Origin of the sequence: Pseudomonas sp. sp1636 (genome assembly GCF_030376615.1) — a bacterium.
In the GTDB taxonomy this organism is placed as follows: domain Bacteria; phylum Pseudomonadota; class Gammaproteobacteria; order Pseudomonadales; family Pseudomonadaceae; genus Aquipseudomonas.
In genome coordinates, this window is record NZ_JARRAB010000013.1 from 90,629 (window position 1) to 110,963 (window position 20,335).

Below are 20,335 nucleotides of genomic sequence, written 5' to 3' on the forward strand. Positions count from 1 at the left end.
CCTCGCGTGGTTCGCGGGCATGGCCCGCTCCTACAAGGAATAGCTGCATACAACAGCTAACTGGTACATCGCCTAAAAAAACCCGCTCCGCGGCCAGGCCGGCGGCTCACTCCCATGCCTTCGGCGGCACTATGTTGTAGACCTTCATCCAGCGATAGATGGTCGGCCGCGACAGCGACAATTCGCGCGCCGCGGCGCTGACATTCCAGCGGTGCCGGCGCAGGGTTGCCTCGAGCTGCGCAGCCGGATCGGTGCTTAACGTACGGGCCTGTTCTGCCGGCACTGGCAGACGCGGCCCCGGGCTGGGCAGGCACTGCTCGGGCAGGTCGTCGACGGTGATCTCGTCGCCTTCGCAGGTGGCCAGGGCGTACTGCAGCGCGTTGCGCAGTTCGCGGATATTGCCCGGCCAGGCATAGCCCAGCAGCGCACTCATGGCATCGCCGCGCAGGCGCGGCGGACGCTGGCGCTGCTCGCTCAACTCGATGAACAGCCGCTCGATCAGGTAACCCTTGTCGGCCCGCTCGCGCAGCGCCGGCAGTTTCAGGGTGGCGCCGTTGAGGCGGTAGTAGAGATCCTCGCGAAATTGTCCGGCCTCGATCATCTGGCGAATATCGCGGTGGCTGGCGGCGATCACCCGGATGTCCACCTTGATCGGCTTGTCCGCCCCCAGCGGCATCACTTCCTGCTCGGCCAGCACCCGCAGCAGGCGGGTCTGCAGGTGCAGCGGCATGTCGCCGATCTCGTCGAGGAACAGGCTGCCGCCATCGGCCTGCTGGATCAGCCCGCGCATGCCCTTGCCGCGCGCGCCGGTGAAGCTGCCCGGCTGGTAGCCGAACAGTTCGCTCTCGATCAGCGACTCGGGCATGGCCGCACAATTGATCGCGACGAAGGCGGCTTGGCTGCGATTACCGCTCTCATGCAGGGCACGGGCCAGGCGTTCCTTGCCGGTGCCGGTCTCGCCATTGAGCAGGACGTTGAGTGGCTCGCTGCACAGGCGCTTGGCGCGGGCCAGCATCTTGCGCATCAAGGGGTCGTCGTCGGCCAACTCGTCCAGGGCGCAACGTGGCAGCTCGCGACTGCTGGCCAGCGCCGGCGCAGATGCGCGGCGCGGCTCCATCAGGGCGGCGAAATACAGCGCATTCTGCCGATGGGTGCGGAAGGCGCGCACATGGTCGGCGCTGGCATAGGGAATATTGAAAACATCCTCCAGTTCGCAATCGAACAGCTGCTGCACGCCAATCTTGGGCGCCAGCGCGGAAGGCCGCAGCGGCAGCTCCAGGGCGCACTCGGCGAGCAGTCTCCGACCCGCGGTGTTGGCCGCCAGCAGGCTGCCATCCTCGGCCATCGCCAGCAGGTAATGACGGTTGATCAGGACGAACTCGCGCGAGCTGTCCAGGCAGAGGATGTGGCTGTCGCGGTAGCGCCGAAGAAAATAGACGTCCTCGATCATCCGCGCGTACTGCTTGACCAGTTGCAGGGCAAAGGTCTGCGAGTCTTTCGAGGGCGGCGACTGCAGGGCGGAGATGTCCAGCACGGCAAGCAGTTGGCCCTGGGGGTTGAAGATCGGCACCGCGGTGCAAGTGAGGCTGACATGGTGGGCGCTGAAGTGGTCATGGTGGTGACAGGTCAGGGCCTGCTGCTCCTTGATGCAGGTGCCCACCGCGCAAGTGCCGGCGTGATCCTCGCTCCAGTCGGCCCCCAGGTAGAGGCCGGTCTTGCGGTGCGCGGCCTTGTCGTCCGGGTCGCCGAGAAACTGCACGGTGATCCCGCGGTTGTCGGTGAGCAGCACCACATAGCCCAGCTCGGCGATATGCCGGTACAGCTGTTCGACGCCGGCGCGGGCCACGTTGATCAGTTCGTCGGCCTGATCCTGGTGATCGAGCAGCACCTGGCGCGGGACGAAACGCGGCGGAGCCGGCTTGGCCGGATCCAGGCCGTAGTCCTGGATGCAGCGTTGCCAGGAGCGCGAGATCAGCGGGTCGAAACCTTGCCCCAGCGGGGCCAGCGCAGGGTCGGCGGCATGGGACAGGACAGTGTCGATATGCACACTGCTGGGCCGGGTGATGCGCATGCAACCTCCTCGGACGCGCGACCCACCCTGCTCAGGCAGCACGCGCTGACGATCTTGTTTTTGTTGCGCCCCGCCCGCTCGCTGGCAAGCCGGGCGCATCCGTCTGTGGATCAGAGTCTACTCCCCCAGCGCCGGCCCTGCGAAGCCTGTAATGCCTGTAACTACGGGCATTACAGCTGTAAGCGGCGTGACAGTCGGCGGCCTTGCTCTGGTTGCCGCAAGCCGATTCGACATCCGAAAAAAGCCATTGAAAATCAATCGCCTGCAGCCACAACCAAGAGCCGCAACGGGGTTGGCATGGGTTCTGCCATCCAGTCGATGAGCCCGGCAACGGGCCCCCATAACAACAAGACGAGGATGCAGCATGCCCGCCATCACCCCGATGCCTTTTACCGATACCACTCGCAGCGCCGACAGCCAGCCCTGGCCATTGCTTTGCCGTCCCGGCTTGCCGCAGAGCCAGCAGGCGGTGCGGCGATCACCCCGCCGCTGACCGCTGCCCACTTCCCACTGTCCCAGTCGACCGACATTGCAGGCGCGCAAGCCTGCGGCGGGCGACCGTTTGCCCATCCTGTACCAGGAGTATCGCCATGACTTTCCAAGCAGCAACCCAGCTGTTGCGCCGTTTCCTCCTCACTCTCGCCGCTGCCGCGCTGTCGCCATTGGCCCTGGCCGGTGGACTTCCCGGCGTGCAAGGGCTGCAGCACATCGGCATCACCGCCCCCAGCCTGCGCCAGGCGACGGATTTCTTCGTCGAGGTGCTCGGCTGCGAGCCCTACTTCACCTTCGGCGAGTTCAAGTTCGCCGACGACTGGATGGAGCGCCACCTCAACGTGCATCCGCGCGCCGCGATCAAGGACTTCCAGATGGTTCGCTGCGGCAACGGCACCAACCTGGAAATCTTCGAGTACAGCGCGCCGGATCAGAACCGCCGGCTGCCGCGCAACAGCGACATCGGCGGCCACCATCTGGCGTTCTACGTGGACGACATGGACGCGGCGGTCGCCTACCTGAAGTCGCAGCAGGTGCGGGTGCTCGATACGCCCAGCACCTTCCGCGAAGGCCCGGCAGCCGGCCTGACCTGGGTGTACTTCCTGGCGCCCTGGGGCCTGCAGCTGGAGCTGGTGAGTTTTCCGCGCGGAATGCAGTACGAGCAGGGGCTGGATCGACTGCTGTGGGACCCACGCCAGCCGCAGCAATAGTCCCGCCAGCCCAGCTGTCGACGAGAAATGCACCGCTCAAATCAAACAAGAAAAACGAGGAGGCAAGATGCTGCCAAATACGCCAATGCCGCTACGCCCTGGCGCTCGGCAAGTCGATGCGAAAGTGTGGATAGTGCTGTGGGGATTGCTGCTGTTGGGCGCGCTGCTGTCCTGGGGCAGGCCGGCCCAAGCCCTGGATCTGGATGCCGGCGACTACGTGCCGGCTGCCGCCGACACCACCCTGGGGCTGCTCTACCTGCAGTACGCGGAGCGCGACCATCTCTATCGGGACGGCGACCAGCAGGCCGGTTCGACCGGGCTGGATTCGCAGATCGGCATCCTGCGGCTGGTGCACTACACCGACCTGGGTGGCTACCGCATCGCACCGCAGATCCTGCTGCCATTCGGCCGCCTCGACGGGCGTCACGATGGCGGCGCACTGGGCGACAGCAGCGGCCTGGCCGACCCGATCCTGGCGATGCCGATCTGGCTGCTCAACCAGCCGGAGCGGCGGCGCTTCTTCGGCATCACGCCCTACCTGTTCCTCCCGCTCGGCAGCTACGACCACGAGCGGGCGCTGAACCTCGGCGAGAATCGCTGGAAGTTCAATCTGCAGGCCGGCTATGTCACCGGGCTCGGCGCCAAGCTGGCGCTGGATCTGGCGGCCGACGTGACCTTCTACGGGCGCAACCACAGCTACGGCGCGCACAAGTGGACCCATCGACAGAAACCCAGCTACCAGTACCAGGGCTTTCTGCGCTATCCGCTGCGCGACAACCTCGACCTGCGCGTCGGCCTGTCGCACCAGAGCGGCGGCGAGAACCGCATGGAGCAGAGCTGGCTGGACGACAGCCAACGCAGCAGCAAGTGGTCGGCGGGCTTCGCCTGGTTCTTCCTGCCCGACACCCAACTGGCGGCCACTGTCGGCCGGGACATCGCAGTGGAACACGGCTTTCGCGAAGACAGCCGGCTGAATATCCGGCTGCTCCAGGTGTTCTGAGAGGCGCCGGGTTCGGCGGCCGGCGCGAGGCCGATGCGGTCGCCGGCCGCTCAGGAGCGAAGCGCCATCCCGCTTACGCCACGACCTTGGCCGCCTTCAGCGCGGCGATTCGCTCGGCCGAATAACCCAGTTCGCGCAGCACTTCCTCGGTGTGGGCACCCAATGCCGCGCCTATGTGCCTGGGCGCGGGCAAACCGGCGGAAAACTTGAGCGGGCAGGCGAGTTGCTGCTGCGGGTCGCTACCCGCGCGCGGCACTTCGGCGATCACTTGGCGGGCCTTGAGCTGCGGATGCTCGACCGCCTCGGCCAGGCTCAACATCGGCTCGACGCAGGCGTCCAGGCCGGCGAATAGCTGGCTCCACTCGGCGAAATCGCGCTTCTCGAATTCGATCTCGATCTCGCGCTTGAGCGCCTGCTGTTCTTCCGGCTTGGACGACAAGCCGCGTGTAGCCAGCTCCGGACGGCCGAGCGCCGTGCAGAACTGCTGCATGAATTGCGGCTCCAGGCTGCCGACCGAAAACCAGCGCCCGTCGCGGGTACGGTAGTAGTCGTAGAAGCTGCCGCCGTTGAGCGCCTGGTTCTGCATCTGCGGCTCGACGCCGGCGGCCAGGTAACCGGCGCCGGCCATGCCGTGCAGGCTGAAGGCGCAGTCGGTCATGCTCACATCGACCTGCTGCCCCTCCCCCGTGACCTGGCGCTGGATCACCGCCGCCAGCAGGCCCATCACTCCGTGCAGCGAGCCGCCGGCGATGTCCGCCAGCTGTACGCCCAAGGGCAGCGGCCCGCTGTCGCGGCGCCCGGTGTAGCTGGCGATGCCGGCCAGGGCCAGGTAGTTGATGTCGTGGCCGGCGCGATCCTTGTACGGGCCGGTCTGGCCGTAGCCGGTGATAGACACGTAGATCAGCCTGGGGTTGATCGCCTTGAGCGCGGCATAGCCGACGCCGAGCTTGTCCATCACCCCGGGGCGGAACTGTTCCAGGACGATGTCGTACTCGGCCACCAATTGCTTGACCATGGCCACCGCCTCGGCCTGCTTGAGGTCCAGGGCGATGCAGCGCTTGTTGCGGTTGAGGTAGGCGTGGCTGGCGGAGACGCCGCCATCGTGCGGCGGCAACACCCGCAGCAGATCCATGCGGCTGGGCGACTCGACCCGCAGCACCTCGGCGCCCATGTCGGCCAGCAGCAGCGAGGCAAAAGGCCCCGGCAGCAGGGTGGAAAAATCGAGAATCTTCAGCGAAGACAGCGGGCCGTTCATTGCAGCTCCTTGGGGCAAAATCGGTATGCGGATAAAGCACGCAGGCAACAGTCACTGCCAGTGCAATGGCTGCCCGGCATCGAGTTTGGCCAACTCGGCGACAAAACGCGCCTCCAGCACATTACGCCGGATTTTCATGGTCGGGGTCATGCAGCCGTTATCCACCGTCCAGGCTTCGCGCACCAGCACGAAGTGACTAATCCGTTCGTGGGCCTGCAGTTGGGCATTGAGCTGCAGTAAGGTCTGCTGCAGATCGGCCGCCACCTGTTCACGGGCCTGTTCGCGGGCCACTGGCGAGAGCTCGATCAGCGCCAACGGCTGATCCAGATTGCTGCCCATCAGGCACACCTGCTCGACCCAGAGGTTCTTGGCGATCTCGCCCTCGATCGGCGCCGGCGCCACGTACTTGCCTTTGCTGGTCTTGAAAATGTCCTTCACCCGTCCGGTGATCCGCAGGTAGCCGGCTGCATCGATCGCCCCCTTATCGCCGGTGTGCAGCCAGCCGTCGACCAGGGTCTGCGCGGTTTTTTCCGGCTCCAGATAGTAGCCCAGCATCAAGCAGGGGCTGCGAAACAGAATCTCGCCGTTGTCGGCGATGCGCACCTCATTCTCCGGCATGGGCCGGCCGACCGAACCGAAACACACCTGACCGGGCCGATTGAAGGTGCCATAGGCGAAATTCTCGGTCATGCCGTAGCCCTCGCAGAGGGTCAGGCCGATGCCCTGGTACCAGTCGAGCAACCCCCTGGGGGTGGCTGCAGCACCGCTGATCAGGATGCGCGCACGATCCAGCCCCAAGCTCTTGCGCAGCTGCTTCGCCACCAGCCGACCGAGCAGAGGAATGCGCAACAAGCGCTGCAACCAGGCCTGCGGCAACTGCGCCAGCACGCCCTGCTGAAAGCGCGTCCACAGCCGCGGCACCGAGAAGAACACCGTAGGCCGTACATGCTTGAGGTCGCTGGCGAAGCTCTCCAGCGACTCGACGAAGGCCACCCGCCCCGCGCTGTACAGGCTGCTCATCTGCACCAGAAAACGCTCGGCGGCGTGGGACAGCGGCAGGTAGGAAAAATACTGATCGCGCTCGCTGATCTGCATCTCCAGCACCGATCGGCTGGCGGCGAAGGCAAAGGCGCGCGGGCTGAGCATCACGCCCTTGGGCTGGCCGGTGGTGCCGGAGGTGTAGAGGATGCTCAACAGCTCATCCGGCGTCTGTTGGTGGCCGACCTGCAAGGGCGCATGCGCCGCCAGCAGGCTCGCCCAGTCATGCTGCGCGGCGAGGGTCGGATACGGCAAGGCGATACGCATCACTTCGGGCGGAATACCGGCGGCGAAGGCTTCCGGCTGATCGAGCTTGCCGAGGAAGATCGCCTTGCACTGCGAATGGCGCAGCACATAAGCGATGCTCTCGGCCGACTGCAACGGATACAGCGGCACGCTGACCAGGCCGGCGAGCATGATCGCCAGGTCGGCGATAAACCATTCGGCGCAGTTCTTCGCCAGCAGCGCCACCCGCTCGCCGGGCTGACAGCCCAGCGCCTGCAACGCGCTGGCCATACGTCGTGCCTGCTCATCGACCTGGCGCCAGGTGAAGTCGTGCCACTGGCCATTCACCGGTTGAGTCAGCCAGACCGCATCCGGGCGTTTCTCCAGCCAGTAAGCCAGGCGCTCGAGCGGCAGTTGATCGGTCATATCGCTGTCCTTTTCTTATTGTTTTAGCTGTGCCATTGCCTGCACAGGTCGGCTGTCAGCCCGTTCCCTGCTCTACCGTACAGTTCTGTGTCAGAGCCGCATGCCGCGACTGATGATCTCCTTCATGATCTCCGAGGTGCCGGCGAAGATGCGCTGGATGCGCGCGTTCGCGTACATCTTGCAGATCGGATACTCCCACATGTAGCCCCAGCCGCCGTGCAGCTGCACGCCCTCGTCGACCACCTTGCCGAGCAGTTCGGTGGTGAACAGTTTGGCTTCGGCGGCCACTTCCGGGGTCAGCTTTTTCTGGTTGTGATCCATCACGCAGCGGTCGACGAAGACCTGGGCCACATCGACCTGGGTGCGCATCTCGGCCAGCTTGAAGCGGGTGTTCTGAAAGTGCGAAATAGGTCGATCGAAGGCCTTGCGCTGCTTCACGTAGTCGATGGTGGTCTGCAGCGCCGCCTCGGCGCCGGCCACCGCGCCGCAGGCATTGGTCAGACGCTCCTGGGCGAGCATGTTCATCAGGTAGAAGAAGCCGCCCTTGGCGTCGCCGAGCAGGTTGGCCTTGGGCACCTTGACGTTATTGAAGAACAGCTCGGCGGTGTCCTGACTGTGCATGCCGAGCTTCTTCAGCTTGGCGCCGCGTTCGAAACCGGGCATGCCGCGCTCCACCAGAAACAGGCCCATGGCGTGCTTGTTGGTCGGGTCGGTCTTCGCCGCGACTATCACCACATCGGCCAGCAGGCCGTTGGAGATAAACACCTTGGAGCCGTTCAGCTCATAGTGGTCGCCCTTGTCCACCGCCGTGGTGCGCATGCCGGCGAGATCCGAGCCGGCGCTCGGCTCGGTCATCGCCACCGCGAGGATCAGTTCGCCGCGAATGATCCCCGGCAGCAGGCGCGCCTTCTGCTCGGCGTTGCCGTACTCGGCGAGATAGGGGCCGCACAGCGCCGAGTGCAGCGGCAGCATGAAGCCGGCCTCGTTGATGTAGGCCAACTCCTCGGCCATGATCTGCTCGTAGCGGAAGTCCTTGAGCCCGGCGCCGCCGTATTCCTCGTCCGCCCAGGGCAGCAGAAAACCCATCTCACCGGCCTTCAGCCAGGCCTCGCGGCTGACCACCCCGGCCTCCTCCCACGCCTCCTGATGCGGCAGCACTTCCTTGCGCAGAAAAGCCCGGAAAGATTCGCGAAACATGGCGTGTTCGGTATCGAAATGGATGCGCTGCATGCGGGTGACTCCCGGTGAATTAACTCGTTGCGCAGAGTAGGCGCCTGCGCCGCGCCCGCTCAATGACCCCAGCGCTCAGACTCGATTGACCCATTCGCTCGCGCGCACAGACGGCTTGTCCTGATCCGCCGCACCTGCCTACCATCGGCACACCGAACAGGAGCCGCCCATGCGCGAACGCACCATCGCCAGCCACTTCGTCCGCGCCGCCTTGCGGGGCGCCGAACGCCATGGCCACGATTGCCTGGCGCTGTTGCGTCAGCTGAACATCCAGCCGGCGCTGCTCGATGAACCCCGCGCACGGGTGGCCCCCGAGCAATTCGCCCGCCTGCTGCAGCGGCTGTGGGAAAGCCTCGACGACGAGTACCTGGGTTTTGGCCGCAGCGCCAGCAAACGCGGCACCTTCGCCATGATGTGCCACGCGATCATCCACTGCCGCAGCCTGGAGAAGGCCCTGAGCCGTGGCGCACTGTTCTACAGCCTGTTCCCCGAAGCCCCGACCATCAGCCTCAGCCGCGAAGGCGACTGGGCGCGCTTGAGCGTGGACGACTCGAACCTGCTGGATCCCGATCACTTCCTGGTCGAGAGCCTGCTGGTGATCTGGCATCGCCTCGGCAGTTGGCTGATCGGCCAGCGCATCCGCCTGGAAGAAGCCACCTTCGGCTATGCCGAGCCGGCGCACAGCACCGAGTACGGGCTGCTGTTCCCCTGCCCGCGACGCTTTGCCGCCGGCAGCACCAGCCTGCTGTTCCATGCCCGCTACCTGAGCATGCCGCTGCTGCAGGACGAGCGCACGCTCAAGCAGTTCCTGCAACACTCGCCCGCCGATCTGCTGGCGCGGCCGGACGGTGGCGACAGCCTGAGCAGCCAGATCCGGCGCCTGCTCGGCCGCGATTGCAGCAGCTGGCCGGATCTGGAAGCGGTCGCCCAGCACCTGCACATGAGCCCGCAAACCCTGCGCCGGCATCTGCGCGAAGAGGGTTCGAGTTTTCAGGAACTGAAGGATCAATTGCGCCGCGATCTGGCGATCTACCTGCTCGGCCGCGACGAGCTGTCGACCCAGGCCATCGCCGAACAGCTCGGCTTCTCCGAGCCTTCGGCCTTTCACCGCGCGTTCAAGAAATGGAGCGGGCTGACCCCGGGCGCCTATCGCGCCCAGGAAAGCTGAGGCGCCGCCCAACCCGGATTCACCTTGGCAAAACTTACCGCGTTCTCGCCCGCCAAGCGGCCAGCAGAACAGGCCGTGCAAAGCCAAGCGCGCGCTGCCGCGCACAAATGTTATGCGCCTGCCGAACAAGCCGCTTAGCCAACGAGCGAGCAGCGCTCCCGACCACCCATGCGTGCCAGTTCGCCCACCAGGGTCTAGCCTGAAACCGGTGTCAGGATCGGCCCACGCGGCCCCCTTTCGCCCCAGCGCAAGCACGCGCCTGAAACAGGAGCATTCATCGATGAACGACTTTGTGGTCAGCGCCCGCCGCGTCAGGCAAGGCGCTTTCGAGGCAGAACCCGGCCCTTCGCATATGCTGCTGGTGCCTGTCGATGCCAAGCAGCCGCTGCCCAGCCATGGGCGCATGGGCGCAACCTGGATCAAGGCCTGGTTGCAGCAGTTATTGCACGCGGCGATCTGGGGCACGGACGAGCGTACCGGCGCCGAGCGCGGCGACATCCTGGTCTATGTGCACGGTTACAACAACAGCGCCGCGGAAGTGCTCAAGCGCCACCGCCGACTCCAGGCCGACCTGATCGCCATCGGCTGGAAAGGCGCATTGGTGTCCTTCGACTGGCCTAGCGACAACCGCGCCATTGGCTATCTGGAAGACCGCCACGACGCCAAGCGTAGCGCCATGCAGCTGGTCACCGACCTGATCGCCCTGCTGGCAGCCAGGCAGACCCCGGACTGCGCGGTCAACACCCACATCCTCGCCCACTCCATGGGTGCCTATGTGGTGCGCGAAGCCTTCGACGACGCCGACGATGCACGCCTGGAAAACAACAGCTGGATGATCAGCCAGCTGTGCTTTATCGGCGCCGACGTATCGGCCGCCTCGCTCGACGCTGGGCATGCCAGCAGTGACTCGCTGTACCGCCACTGCACACGCCTGACCAACTACTTCAGCTTCGGCGACAGCGTGCTGAAACTGTCCAACGTCAAACGTGCCGGCGTGGCCCCACGGGTCGGCCGCGTCGGCCTGCCGGAGTCGGCCCCACGCAAGGCGGTGGATATCGACTGCAGCGCCTATCACCAGGCGCTATTGGCCGATGCCGCACGGCAGGCAAACGACCAGCCACACGGTTTTTTCGGCAACCGGGATCACTCCTGGTTCATCGGCAACCGGGTGTTCACCCGGGATCTGTTCGAGACGCTCAAGGGCGACCTGGATCGCAGCATCATTGCCGCCCGCGAACCGCTCAGCGGTTCGCGCCGGCTCAGCCTGGCACGCCTGTAGCAACCGCGGCGCCGGCGCCATGCGCAAGCAGAGACAGCGGGAGCCTCGCGTCGAGGCGTGTTGGCATCGGTTAACGGGCGCAGAACCAAAAAAAAAACGGGAGCCCAATCGGGCTCCCGCACTCATTCGCAGAGAAAAGTCGCAACCGACTCGCACCGTTTGCAACAAAAACCTCACCTGCGTTCCCGAAGAAACGCGGGCTCATTCTGGCAAGAATCCACCTACCTGTTCGTGTAGCTTTGTTGTCGCTGTGCAAAGAAATGTAAACGCGCACACTGCTGGCAGGCTGCCACGGCAACCGGCAGAATGCCGGCATGAGCGACTTCTACCTGCCCCCTTGCTGCACCGCGTTGAGCGATCACTGGCCATTGCCGCAGGCGCTGGCCGGCGTGCAGCTGATCAGCACGCGTTTCGATCCCGCCCGGCTCGGCGCCGAGGACTTCAGCCGCAGCGGCATTGCGGCCGTCAGCGGTGTGGCCAAGCGCCAGACCGAATACCTCGCCGGCCGCCTGTGCGCGCGTGAAGCCTTGCGCCGCGTGACCGGCATGGCCTCGGTGCCGGCGGTTGGCGCCGACCGCGCACCGCAATGGCCCGCCGCGGTTAGCGGTTCGATCACCCACGGCAACGGCTGGGCCGCCGCCCTGGCGGCGCACGCCAGCGCCTGGCGCGGCCTCGGCCTGGACGTCGAACAGCCACTGCCGCCGGCGCGCGCCGAACGCCTGGCCGCGGAGATTCTCACCGCCAACGAAATGCAGCAGTTGCATGCCCTGGCACCCGAGCAACGCGCAAGGCGCGTCAGCCTGACCTTCTCGCTCAAGGAAAGCCTGTTCAAGGCGCTCTACCCCCTGGTCTTGCGCCGTTTCTACTTCCACGACGCCGAGCTGCTGGATTGCCACGACACCGGCAACGCGCAGCTGCGCCTGCTGATCGACCTGCATCCCGATTGGCCCGCCGGCAGCCGGCTGGATGGCCAATTCGTCGAGTTCGACGGTTACCTGCTCAGCCTGGTCGCTATTGCGGCCTGATCGGTTACGCCGCACGGCCCAATGCACCGGGCAAATCCGATAAACTCCGCGCATTGCCGCCAGGAGTGACCCATGCGCGAAGAACTGAATCAAGGCCTGATCGATTTCCTCAAGGCCTCGCCCACCCCCTTTCACGCCACCGCCAGCCTGACCCAGCGCCTGGAAGCCGCCGGCTACCTGCACCTCGACGAGCGTTCCAGCTGGCACACCCAAGCCGGCGGCCGCTACTACGTGACCCGCAACGACTCCTCGCTGATCGCCTTCAAGCTGGGCCAGCGGGCGCCGCTGGAAGGCGGCCTGCGCCTGGTCGGCGCGCACACCGACAGCCCCTGCCTGCGGGTCAAGCCGCAGCCGGAGCTGCAGCGCCAGGGTTTCTTTCAGTTGGGCGTGGAAGTCTATGGCGGCGCCTTGCTCGCGCCCTGGTTCGACCGCGACCTGTCCCTGGCCGGACGGGTGACCTACCGCCGGGCCGGCAAGGTGGAAAGCCAGCTGATCGACTTCCAAGCGCCGATCGCGGTGATTCCCAACCTGGCCATTCACCTCAACCGCGAGGCCAACCAAGGCTGGGCGATCAATGCGCAGACCGAGCTGCCGCCGATTCTGGCGCAGCTGGCCGCCCCGGAAGCGGCTGACTTCCGTGCCCTGCTCACCGAGCAACTGGCCCGCGAGCACGATTTCAATGCCGATGCGGTGCTCGACTATGAACTGAGCTTCTACGACACCCAGAGCGCCGCGGTCATCGGCCTGAACGGCGACTTCATCGCCGGTGCGCGCCTGGACAACCTGCTGTCCTGCTATGCCGGCCTGCAGGCGTTGCTCGCCGCCCCGGACATCGAGACCTGCGTGCTGGTCTGCACCGACCATGAAGAGGTCGGCTCCAGCTCGGCCTGCGGTGCCGACGGATCGATGCTCGAACAGGTGCTGCGCCGCGTGCTGCCGGAGGGCGACGGCTTCGTGCGCAGCATCCAGCGCTCGCTGCTGGTGTCCGCCGACAACGCCCACGCCGTGCACCCCAACTACCCGGACAAGCACGACGAAAACCACGGGCCGAAACTCAACGCCGGCCCGGTAATCAAGATCAACAGCAACCAGCGCTACGCCACCAGCAGCGAAAGCGCCGGGTTCTTCCGCCACCTGTGCCTGGAGAATGAAGTACCGGTGCAGAGTTTCGTGGTGCGCAGCGACATGGCCTGCGGCTCGACCATCGGTCCGATCACCGCCAGCCAATTGGGCGTGCGCACCGTCGACATCGGCCTGCCGACCTTCGCCATGCACTCGATCCGCGAACTGGCCGGCAGCCACGACCTGGCTCATTTGATCAAGGTGCTGACGGCGTTCTACGCGAGCGCCGAGCTGCCCTGATGGACTACCAGCAGCTCGCCGGCCTGCGCCAGCACCACCCGGCCTGGCGCCTGCTGTGTTCGCCCCATGCGCCGTTGATCGTCAGCTTCCTCTAGCGCACCTTCCGCGTGCCCAACCTGCGCAGCCTCGACCAGCACAGCCTGGCCTCGCGCCTGGAGGATCACCTCTACGCCTTGCGCCAGACCCAGGGCGACGAGGCCTTTCCGCGGGCGGCCGCGGCCTACCTCGACGAATGGGCGGACAACGCCAACGGCTGGCTGCGCAAGTACTACCCGGCCAGCGGCGACGAGGCGCACTTCGAGCTGAGCGCCGCCAGCGAGAAGGCCATCGAATGGCTGACCAGCCTGGGCAAGCGCCAGTTCGTCGGCACCGAGTCGCGCCTGCTGACCATCTTCGAGCTGCTCAAGCAGATGGTCGAAGGCAGCGAAACCGACCCCGAAACCCGCATCCATGAGCTGGAGAAGCGCAAGGCCGGCATCGACAGCGAGATCGCCCAGATCCGCGCCGGCCAGCTCGAACTGATGGACGAGACGCGGGTCAAGGAGCGCTTTCTCGAGGTTGCCGCCGGCGCCCGCAGCCTGCTGGCGGACTTTCGCGAGGTGGAACAGAACTTCCGCGACCTCGATCGCGCCGTGCGCGAGCGCATCGCCACCTGGGAAGGCAGCAAGGACGAGCTGATCGGCGAGATCTTCGGCGAGCACGAGGCCATCGCCGACTCCGACCAGGGCCGCAGCTTTCGCGCCTTCTGGGATTTCCTGATGTCGCCGGCGCGCCAGGAGGAACTCTCCGCGCTGCTGCAACAGGTCTTCGCCCTGGCCCCGGTGCAGAGCCTGGAACCGAACCGGCGCCTGCTGCGCATGCACTACGACTGGCTGGCAGCCGGGGAAACCGCGCAGCGCACCGTGGCCCGTCTGTCCGAGCAACTGCGCCGCTACCTGGACGACCAGGCCTGGCTGGAGAACCGGCGGATCATGCGCCTGCTGCGCGATATCGAGGGTCAGGCTCTGCAGCTGCGCGAACGCCCGCCGAGCGAGCTGGCGTTGAGCCTGGACGCCGCCCCCCCCCGAGCTCAACCTGGCCCTGGATCGGCCGCTGTACAGCCCGCCGCTGAAGCCGCGGATCGAGCAGCAGATCCTGCTCGAAGGCGAACCCGCAGGCGACCACGACGCGCTGTTCGAGCAGGTACAGATCGATAAGGCGCGCCTGCTCGGGCAGATCCGCCGCGCCCTGCAGAGCGAGACGCGGATCAACCTCGGCGAACTGCTGCAACGCCACCCGCTGCAGCAGGGCCTGGCCGAGCTGGTGGCCTACCTGGAACTGGCCGCCAACGACAAACTTCGGCAGCGACCTCTCGGCCCTGCGCGAGCTGCCCAACATCACGCTCGAAGAGAGCTTTTCCGCCTACGGCGCGGCCTTCCGCCGCCGCTTCGGCATCGACAACGAGCAGGCCCTGGAGCTGTTCAGCCAGACCGTGTCGATGAAATCGGTGGGCAATCTCACCGATTTCGTCCGCGAACACATGCTCGAAGAGCTGCCGATGCAGGCGCGCATCGGCGCGCTGATCAACCACTTCGACGACCTCAATCGCGCCCACGAGGCGGTGCTCAAGGCCAAGGATCAGATCGCCCGGCTGCGTCCGCTAAGCGAGGACTGCCAGCGCCACGCCACGGTCGCCGCCGAGGCCGAGCACTTCACCGCCTGCCGCGAGGCGCTGTCGCCCTGGTTCGCCCAACTCAAGGGCGAGTTGCTCGGCAAACGCCTGAGCAACCTGGAACAGGACGGCGCGCGCCTCGGCGAGCGCCGCGAACAGGGCCAGGCGCGGCGCGACGAGCTGAACCGCGCCATCGCCCAGGACGGCGGCGACCGCCTGGCCGCGATCAAGACCGAGATCCACGCCAGGAGCGCCGAGCAGCAGCGCCGGCAGAGCCGCGCCGAGCAGTACGCAACGCCCTGGCCTTTCCCGCCCAGCCGCGGGCGCTGGTGATCCTCGGCCAGGGTTACGCCCTGGAACGCCTCGGCGACATCCCCTGGCTGCACCAGCAGCCCCTGCACTACTGGGGCGATATCGACAGCCACGGTTTCGCCATTCTCGACCGCCTGCGCGCGCACCTGCCCCAGGCCAAATCGCTGCTGATGGATCGCGCCACCCTGCTGGAACATAGGGCGCTCTGGGGCCAGGAGCCGGCCGACAAGCGCTGCAACGCCGAGCTCGGCCGTTTGACCGAGGCCGAGCAGGCGCTCTACCGCGAACTGCGTGAAGACCGCCTCGGTGCACGCCTGCGCCTCGAACAGGAGCGTGTGCGCTTCGGCTGGCTGCAACAGACGCTGCAAAGGCTCTGAAACCGGCAGGCGAGCGACGCATTCCGCCAGAGGCCACGCGGCCGCCTGACGATGGTGCGCACGGCGCACCCTGGGCGCTGAATCACTCCGGCACCTCGACGCTGACGTGCAGCGCATCGTGGCGCCAGAACTCCAGGTCGCAGTCGATCAGCCGGCCGTGCTGGTCGCGATTGACCCGCACGATGCGTAGCGCCGGGCTGCCCACCGCCACCTTCAAGGCCGCCGCCGCTTCGCTGTGCAGGGCGGTGGGCACCATATCGAAACGCACCCGACCGTAATGAACGCCGTACTCGCGGGCATAGAGTTCGGTCAATGAGCGGGTCAGGTCGTAATCGAGAATGCCGGCGAAGTAGCTCGGGTTGAGGTAGTGCTCGACATACAGCACCAGGCGCCCGTCGATGCGCCGCGCCCGGCGGATCTGGTAGACGCTGGACAGTGCCGGCAGCGCCAGTATCTGGCAGATCTCGGCGCTGGCCGGGATCAGCCGCGCGCTCAACACTTCGGTGGCCGGCACCCGTCCCTGCTCATCGACCATGGCGTGAAAGTGGCTGCGCACCAGCGGGTTGTAAGCCACCCGCGGCGGCGAGACGAACCAGCCGCGGCGCTCCTCGCGGTAGATCAAGCCCTGCGCCTCAAGCTGGCCCAGCGCCTCGCGCAGGGTGATGCGGGTGGTATCGAACACCTCGCTAAGCTTGCGCTCGGCCGGCAACTGGCTGCCGGAAGGCAGCAGGCCATGCTCGATCTGTTCCTCTAAGGCCCGGCAGATGGCAGTGACTGCCCGTGGCGTTGCATCACCCATCAAGACCCCCACAACTGGACTAGTCCAAATCGGCCTGCGAGCCTGAAACGGCTCGTACAGCCTCGACAATCATGTTTCAAGGTTAAGCAGTCTAGATGACCGAGCCATGACAACACTCTTTCAAGGCGGGCCTAAAACCGCCGAGGCATGGATAAAACGGCAAATAATCGGGCGCTTATTCATGGTCTACGCTTGTTATTCGCCAGTTTGGCGAAGCGTTCGCAGATCGGCAAATGAGCCGCCTACATAAAACTGTCATTTAACTGGCCTAACTTGACCCGGCCTTACTGATCTAGACCAGAACTTTCCACCGCACGCACTTTGATCGCAAAGGAGTTTCCCATGAAGCAACTGCTGCTGGCGTCACTAATGGGCTCGGCCATCGCCCTGGCCACCTCGGCCATGGCCGCTGAAACGGACTTGCAAGCACTGGAACAGGCTGCGCGCGCCGAAGGCGCGGTGAACAGCGTGGGCATGCCCGATAGCTGGGCCAACTGGAAGGACACCTGGGTCGACCTGGAAAAGCGCTATGCCCTCAAGCACATGGACACCGACATGAGCTCGGCCCAGGAAATCGCCAAGTTCGCCGCCGAGAAAGAAAATGCCACCGCCGACATCGGCGATGTCGGTGCCGCCTTCGGCCCCATCGCCGTGCAGCAGGGGGTGACCCAGCCGTACAAGCCGAGCACCTGGGAGCAGATCCCGGCCTGGGCCAAGGATCAGGACGGCCACTGGATGCTGGCCTATACCGGCTCCATCGCCTTTATCGTCAACAAGCAGCTGGTCAAGGACATCCCGACCAGCTGGGCCGACCTGAAGACCGGCACATACAAGGTGTCTGCCGGTGACGTCAGCACCGCCGCGCAGGCGGTTAACGGGGTGCTGGCCGCCGCCATCGCCATGGGCGGCAATGAAGGCAACGTCAAACCGGCACTGGAGCTATACGCCGAACTGGCCAAGCAAGGCCGCCTGTCGCTGGCCAACCCGACCATCCAGACCCTGGAAAAAGGCGAAGTGGAAGTCGGCGTGGTCTGGGACTTCAACGGCCTGAGCTACCGCGACCAGATCGACCCCGAACGCTTCGAGGTGCTGATCCCTTCTGACGGCTCGGTCATCTCCGGCTACAGCACCATCATCAACAAGTGGGCGAAAAACCCCAACGCGGCCAAGCTGGCCCGCGAATACATCCTCAGCGACGCCGGCCAGATCAACCTGGCCAAGGGCAACGCCCGGCCGATCCGCGCCGAGCACCTGAGCCTGCCGGCCGAGGTGCAGGCCAAGCTGCTGCCCCAGGCACAGTACGCCAAGGTGCAGCCGATCAAGGATGCGGCCGTCTGGGAAGCCACCTCCAAAGCCCTGCCGCGCCTGTGGCAAGAGCACGTCATCATCCATATGAACTAATCCAATCGGGCCCTGGGCTGTACCCGCCAGGGCCGCTTCGGTTGCTAAGGCGTTTAACCATGTCGCACAACGTCATCCTCGTCGTACTGGATGGCCTGAGTTTCCAGGTGGCCCAGCATGCGCTGGGCCATTTGCAGGCTTACTGCCAGGCCGGGCGCGCCGCGCTGTACAAGCTCGACTGTGAACTGCCGGCACTCTCGCGGCCACTCTACGAAGCCATACTCACCGGGGTTGCGCCCATCGACAGCGGCATCGTGCATAACGATGTGGTGCGCCTATCGAGGCAACGCAGCCTCTTCCATTACGCCCGCGACGCCGGCCTGACCACCGCTGCCGCGGCCTATCACTGGATCAGCGAGCTGTACAACCGCGCCCCCTTCCAGGCGGCCCGCGACCGCCACACGGCGGACGAGGCGCTGCCGATTCAATACGGCCATTTCTACTACGCCGACCATTACCCGGACTCGCACCTGTTCGCCGATGCCGACAGCCTGCGCCAGCGCCATCGACCCAACCTGCTGCTGGTGCACCCGATGAATATCGATGACGCCGGCCACAAGCATGGCCTCGATAGCCCGCAATACCGCAACAGCGCACGTCGGGCCGATGTGCTCTTGGCCGAATACCTGCAGACCTGGCTGGAGGCCGGCTACCAGATTCTAGTCACCGCCGACCACGGCATGAATAACGACCGCTCGCACAACGGCCTGCTGGCGGAAGAGCGCGAAGTGCCGCTGATCGTGCTCGGCAGCGCCTTCAGCCTCGACCCCAGCGCCCAGCCCAAGCAGCTGGAGCTGTGCGGCACGGTCTGCGAGCTGCTGGGCGTGGCCCATGACAAGCCCTTCTGCCGGGAGCTGTTAGCATGATGCCCGCCCTGCGTGGCAAGTGGCTGGCCTTGCTGTGCCTGCTGCCCTTTGCCCTGTTCTTTATCGCCTTCCAGGTCGCCCCGCTGCTCTGGGTAGCCACTCACAGCCTCAATAGCGGCGCTGGCTGGGGCCTGGGCAATTTCCAGGAAGCCCTGGCCTCGCCCTTCTACCGCCAGGCGATCCGTCACAGCCTGGAAGTGAGCTTCTGGTCGAGCCTGATCGGCATCAGCATCGCCATCCTCGGCAGCTATTCGCTGCGCCAGGTCGACAGCAAGCTGCGCGACTTCGTCATGGCCTTCTCCAATATGACCAGCAACTTCTCCGGGGTGCCGCTGGCTTTCGCTTTCATTATCTTGCTCGGTTTCAACGGTGCGCTGACCATCCTGCTCAAGCAGATGGGCATCATCGAAGACTTCAACCTCTACTCCAAGACCGGCCTGATCGTGCTCTACAGCTACTTTCAGATCCCGCTGGGGGTACTGCTGCTCTACCCGGCCTTCGATGCCCTGCACCAAGACTGGCGCGAATCCGCCGAGCTGCTGGGCGCCAATGCCTGGCAATTCTGGCGGCATATCGGCCTGCCGGTGATGGCTCCGGCCTTGCTCGGCACCTTCGTCATCCTCCTGGCCAACGCCCTGGGCGCCTACGCCACCGTGTACGCCCTGACCACCGGCAACTTCAACATCCTGCCGATTCGAATTGCCGCCATGGTTTCCGGCGATATCTTCCTCGACCCGAATATGGCCAGCGCCCTGGCGATGATCCTGGTCGGTCTGATGACCCTGATCACCGTGATTCACCAATGGCTGCTGCGCCGGAGCTACCATGTCGCCCGCTGAAAACCGCTCACCGCTGTTCCACCAAGTGGTGGTCTACGGCCTGTTCATCATTCTTCTGCTGCCGCTACTGGGCACCCTGCTCTATTCGCTGTCCAGCAGCTGGTCGGCGAGCATTCTGCCCAGCGGCCTGACCTTCAAGTGGTACCTGGCGCTATGGAGCGACGAGCGTTTCCTGGCCGCCTTCGGCCGCTCGCTGCTGGTCTGCTTTGCCGCCCTGGCGCTGGCCTTGCTGCTGATTCTGCCGCTGTTGTTCGTGATTCATTACCACTTCCCCAAGCTGGACGCGCTGATGAACGTGCTGATCCTGCTGCCGTTCGCCATCCCCCCGGTGGTGTCCTCGGTGGGGCTGATGCAGCTGTTCGCCGGCGGCCCCTTGGCGATTCTCGGCACGCCCTGGATCCTCATCGGCACCTACTTCACCATCGCCCTGCCCTTTATGTACCGGGCGATCAGCAACAACCTACAGGCCATCAACCTGCGCGACCTGATGGACGCCGCCCACCTGCTGGGAGCCAGCACCTGGCGCGCGGCTTTTATGGTGGTGCTGCCCAACCTGCGCAAGGGCCTGATGGTCTCGGTGTTCCTCTCCTTCAGCTTCCTGTTCGGTGAATTCGTCTTCGCCAACCTGCTGGTCGGCAGCCGCTACGAGACCCTGCAGGTCTACCTGTACAACATGCGCAACGACAGCGGCCACTTCACCAGCGCCCTGGTGATCTCCTACTTTATGTTCGTGCTGCTGATGACCTGGGCGGCCAACCGCTTGAACCAGGATAAATCGTGATCGTTCACGCGTGCAGGAGCCCGCGCGC

19 protein-coding genes and 1 pseudogene are annotated in these 20,335 nt (G+C 65.4%); 15 read left to right on the top strand and 5 right to left on the bottom strand.

Features of this window, described 5'->3' with window-relative positions:
- Positions 1–106 precede the first annotated feature (106 nt).
- On the bottom strand, positions 107–2,071 hold the full coding sequence (locus P8H27_RS14190; protein WP_289638220.1) for a sigma-54-dependent Fis family transcriptional regulator: 1,965 nt from the start codon (positions 2,069–2,071) through the stop codon (positions 107–109).
- A 364-nt stretch (positions 2,072–2,435) separates the two neighbouring features.
- Here P8H27_RS14190 and P8H27_RS14195 point away from each other — a divergent pair, with 364 nt between their 5' ends.
- From P8H27_RS14195 to P8H27_RS14205, 3 genes are all read left to right on the top strand, one after another.
- Entirely contained in the window at positions 2,436–2,564 is a 129-nt protein-coding gene (locus P8H27_RS14195; RefSeq protein WP_289638221.1) for a hypothetical protein, read from the top strand.
- A 97-nt stretch (positions 2,565–2,661) separates the two neighbouring features.
- Positions 2,662–3,273: a VOC family protein gene (locus P8H27_RS14200; protein WP_289638222.1), complete on the top strand. Its 612-nt coding sequence runs from the start codon at positions 2,662–2,664 to the stop codon at positions 3,271–3,273.
- Between the two features lie 67 nt (positions 3,274–3,340).
- The gene (locus P8H27_RS14205) at positions 3,341–4,273 is read left to right on the top strand and encodes a transporter (protein ID WP_289638223.1); all 933 of its coding nucleotides are present in this window, start codon (positions 3,341–3,343) and stop codon (positions 4,271–4,273) included.
- A 73-nt stretch (positions 4,274–4,346) separates the two neighbouring features.
- On the opposite strand, the gene P8H27_RS14210 is transcribed toward P8H27_RS14205, so the two are convergent.
- The 3 genes from P8H27_RS14210 to P8H27_RS14220 all read right to left on the bottom strand — a co-directional run bounded on the left by P8H27_RS14210 (position 4,347) and on the right by P8H27_RS14220 (position 8,447).
- Positions 4,347–5,528, bottom strand: coding sequence for a CaiB/BaiF CoA-transferase family protein (locus tag P8H27_RS14210; protein WP_289638224.1), 1,182 nt, complete (start codon positions 5,526–5,528; stop codon positions 4,347–4,349).
- 51 nt (positions 5,529–5,579) lie between these two features.
- Positions 5,580–7,217 carry an AMP-binding protein gene (locus tag P8H27_RS14215; RefSeq protein ID WP_289638225.1) on the bottom strand — a complete coding sequence of 546 codons (1,638 nt, stop codon included), beginning with the start codon at positions 7,215–7,217 and terminating at the stop codon, positions 5,580–5,582.
- A gap of 90 nt (positions 7,218–7,307) precedes the next feature.
- On the bottom strand, positions 7,308–8,447 hold the full coding sequence (locus P8H27_RS14220; RefSeq protein WP_289638226.1) for an acyl-CoA dehydrogenase family protein: 1,140 nt from the start codon (positions 8,445–8,447) through the stop codon (positions 7,308–7,310).
- 169 nt (positions 8,448–8,616) lie between these two features.
- Here P8H27_RS14220 and P8H27_RS14225 point away from each other — a divergent pair, with 169 nt between their 5' ends.
- The 8 genes and pseudogenes from P8H27_RS14225 to P8H27_RS14260 all read left to right on the top strand — a co-directional run bounded on the left by P8H27_RS14225 (position 8,617) and on the right by P8H27_RS14260 (position 15,621).
- Positions 8,617–9,615, top strand: a complete 999-nt coding sequence (locus P8H27_RS14225; RefSeq protein ID WP_289638227.1) for an AraC family transcriptional regulator — start codon at positions 8,617–8,619, stop codon at positions 9,613–9,615.
- A 280-nt stretch (positions 9,616–9,895) separates the two neighbouring features.
- On the top strand, positions 9,896–10,894 hold the full coding sequence (locus tag P8H27_RS14230) for an alpha/beta hydrolase (RefSeq protein WP_289638228.1): 999 nt from the start codon (positions 9,896–9,898) through the stop codon (positions 10,892–10,894).
- A 314-nt stretch (positions 10,895–11,208) separates the two neighbouring features.
- The gene (locus P8H27_RS14235; RefSeq protein ID WP_289638229.1) at positions 11,209–11,919 is read left to right on the top strand and encodes a 4'-phosphopantetheinyl transferase; all 711 of its coding nucleotides are present in this window, start codon (positions 11,209–11,211) and stop codon (positions 11,917–11,919) included.
- 72 nt (positions 11,920–11,991) lie between these two features.
- Positions 11,992–13,281 (top strand): M18 family aminopeptidase, encoded by a 1,290-nt coding sequence (locus P8H27_RS14240; protein WP_289638230.1) that lies wholly within the window; start codon positions 11,992–11,994, stop codon positions 13,279–13,281.
- Between the two features lie 107 nt (positions 13,282–13,388).
- The gene (locus tag P8H27_RS14245) at positions 13,389–14,477 is read left to right on the top strand and encodes a DUF3375 domain-containing protein (protein ID WP_289638231.1); all 1,089 of its coding nucleotides are present in this window, start codon (positions 13,389–13,391) and stop codon (positions 14,475–14,477) included.
- Positions 14,401–14,562 (top strand): annotated as a pseudogene (locus P8H27_RS14250) (DUF3375 domain-containing protein); the annotation flags it as partial. The gene P8H27_RS14245 and the pseudogene P8H27_RS14250, both read left to right, overlap by 77 nt.
- 190 nt (positions 14,563–14,752) lie before the next feature.
- Positions 14,753–15,265: a hypothetical protein gene (locus tag P8H27_RS14255; RefSeq protein ID WP_289638232.1), complete on the top strand. Its 513-nt coding sequence runs from the start codon at positions 14,753–14,755 to the stop codon at positions 15,263–15,265.
- Positions 15,262–15,621 carry a DUF2220 domain-containing protein gene (locus P8H27_RS14260; RefSeq protein WP_289638233.1) on the top strand — a complete coding sequence of 120 codons (360 nt, stop codon included), beginning with the start codon at positions 15,262–15,264 and terminating at the stop codon, positions 15,619–15,621. The genes P8H27_RS14255 and P8H27_RS14260 overlap by 4 nt, the downstream gene beginning before the upstream one ends.
- 82 nt (positions 15,622–15,703) lie before the next feature.
- Here P8H27_RS14260 and P8H27_RS14265 read toward each other — a convergent pair whose 3' ends face one another.
- Positions 15,704–16,420 carry a UTRA domain-containing protein gene (locus P8H27_RS14265; protein WP_289638234.1) on the bottom strand — a complete coding sequence of 239 codons (717 nt, stop codon included), beginning with the start codon at positions 16,418–16,420 and terminating at the stop codon, positions 15,704–15,706.
- Between the two features lie 342 nt (positions 16,421–16,762).
- Between P8H27_RS14265 and P8H27_RS14270 the strand changes: the two genes are divergently transcribed.
- Genes P8H27_RS14270 through P8H27_RS14285 form a run of 4 tightly spaced genes read left to right on the top strand, consistent with a single transcriptional unit; the run spans position 16,763 to position 20,307 of the window.
- Complete coding sequence (locus tag P8H27_RS14270) at positions 16,763–17,821, top strand: ABC transporter substrate-binding protein (RefSeq protein WP_289638235.1); 1,059 nt, start codon at positions 16,763–16,765, stop codon at positions 17,819–17,821.
- A gap of 59 nt (positions 17,822–17,880) precedes the next feature.
- Entirely contained in the window at positions 17,881–18,687 is an 807-nt protein-coding gene (locus tag P8H27_RS14275) for an alkaline phosphatase family protein (protein ID WP_289638236.1), read from the top strand.
- Positions 18,687–19,526 carry an ABC transporter permease subunit gene (locus tag P8H27_RS14280; protein ID WP_289638265.1) on the top strand — a complete coding sequence of 280 codons (840 nt, stop codon included), beginning with the start codon at positions 18,687–18,689 and terminating at the stop codon, positions 19,524–19,526. The genes P8H27_RS14275 and P8H27_RS14280 overlap by 1 nt, the downstream gene beginning before the upstream one ends.
- Entirely contained in the window at positions 19,513–20,307 is a 795-nt protein-coding gene (locus P8H27_RS14285; RefSeq protein ID WP_289638237.1) for an ABC transporter permease, read from the top strand. The genes P8H27_RS14280 and P8H27_RS14285 overlap by 14 nt, the downstream gene beginning before the upstream one ends.
- Positions 20,308–20,335 lie beyond the last annotated feature (28 nt).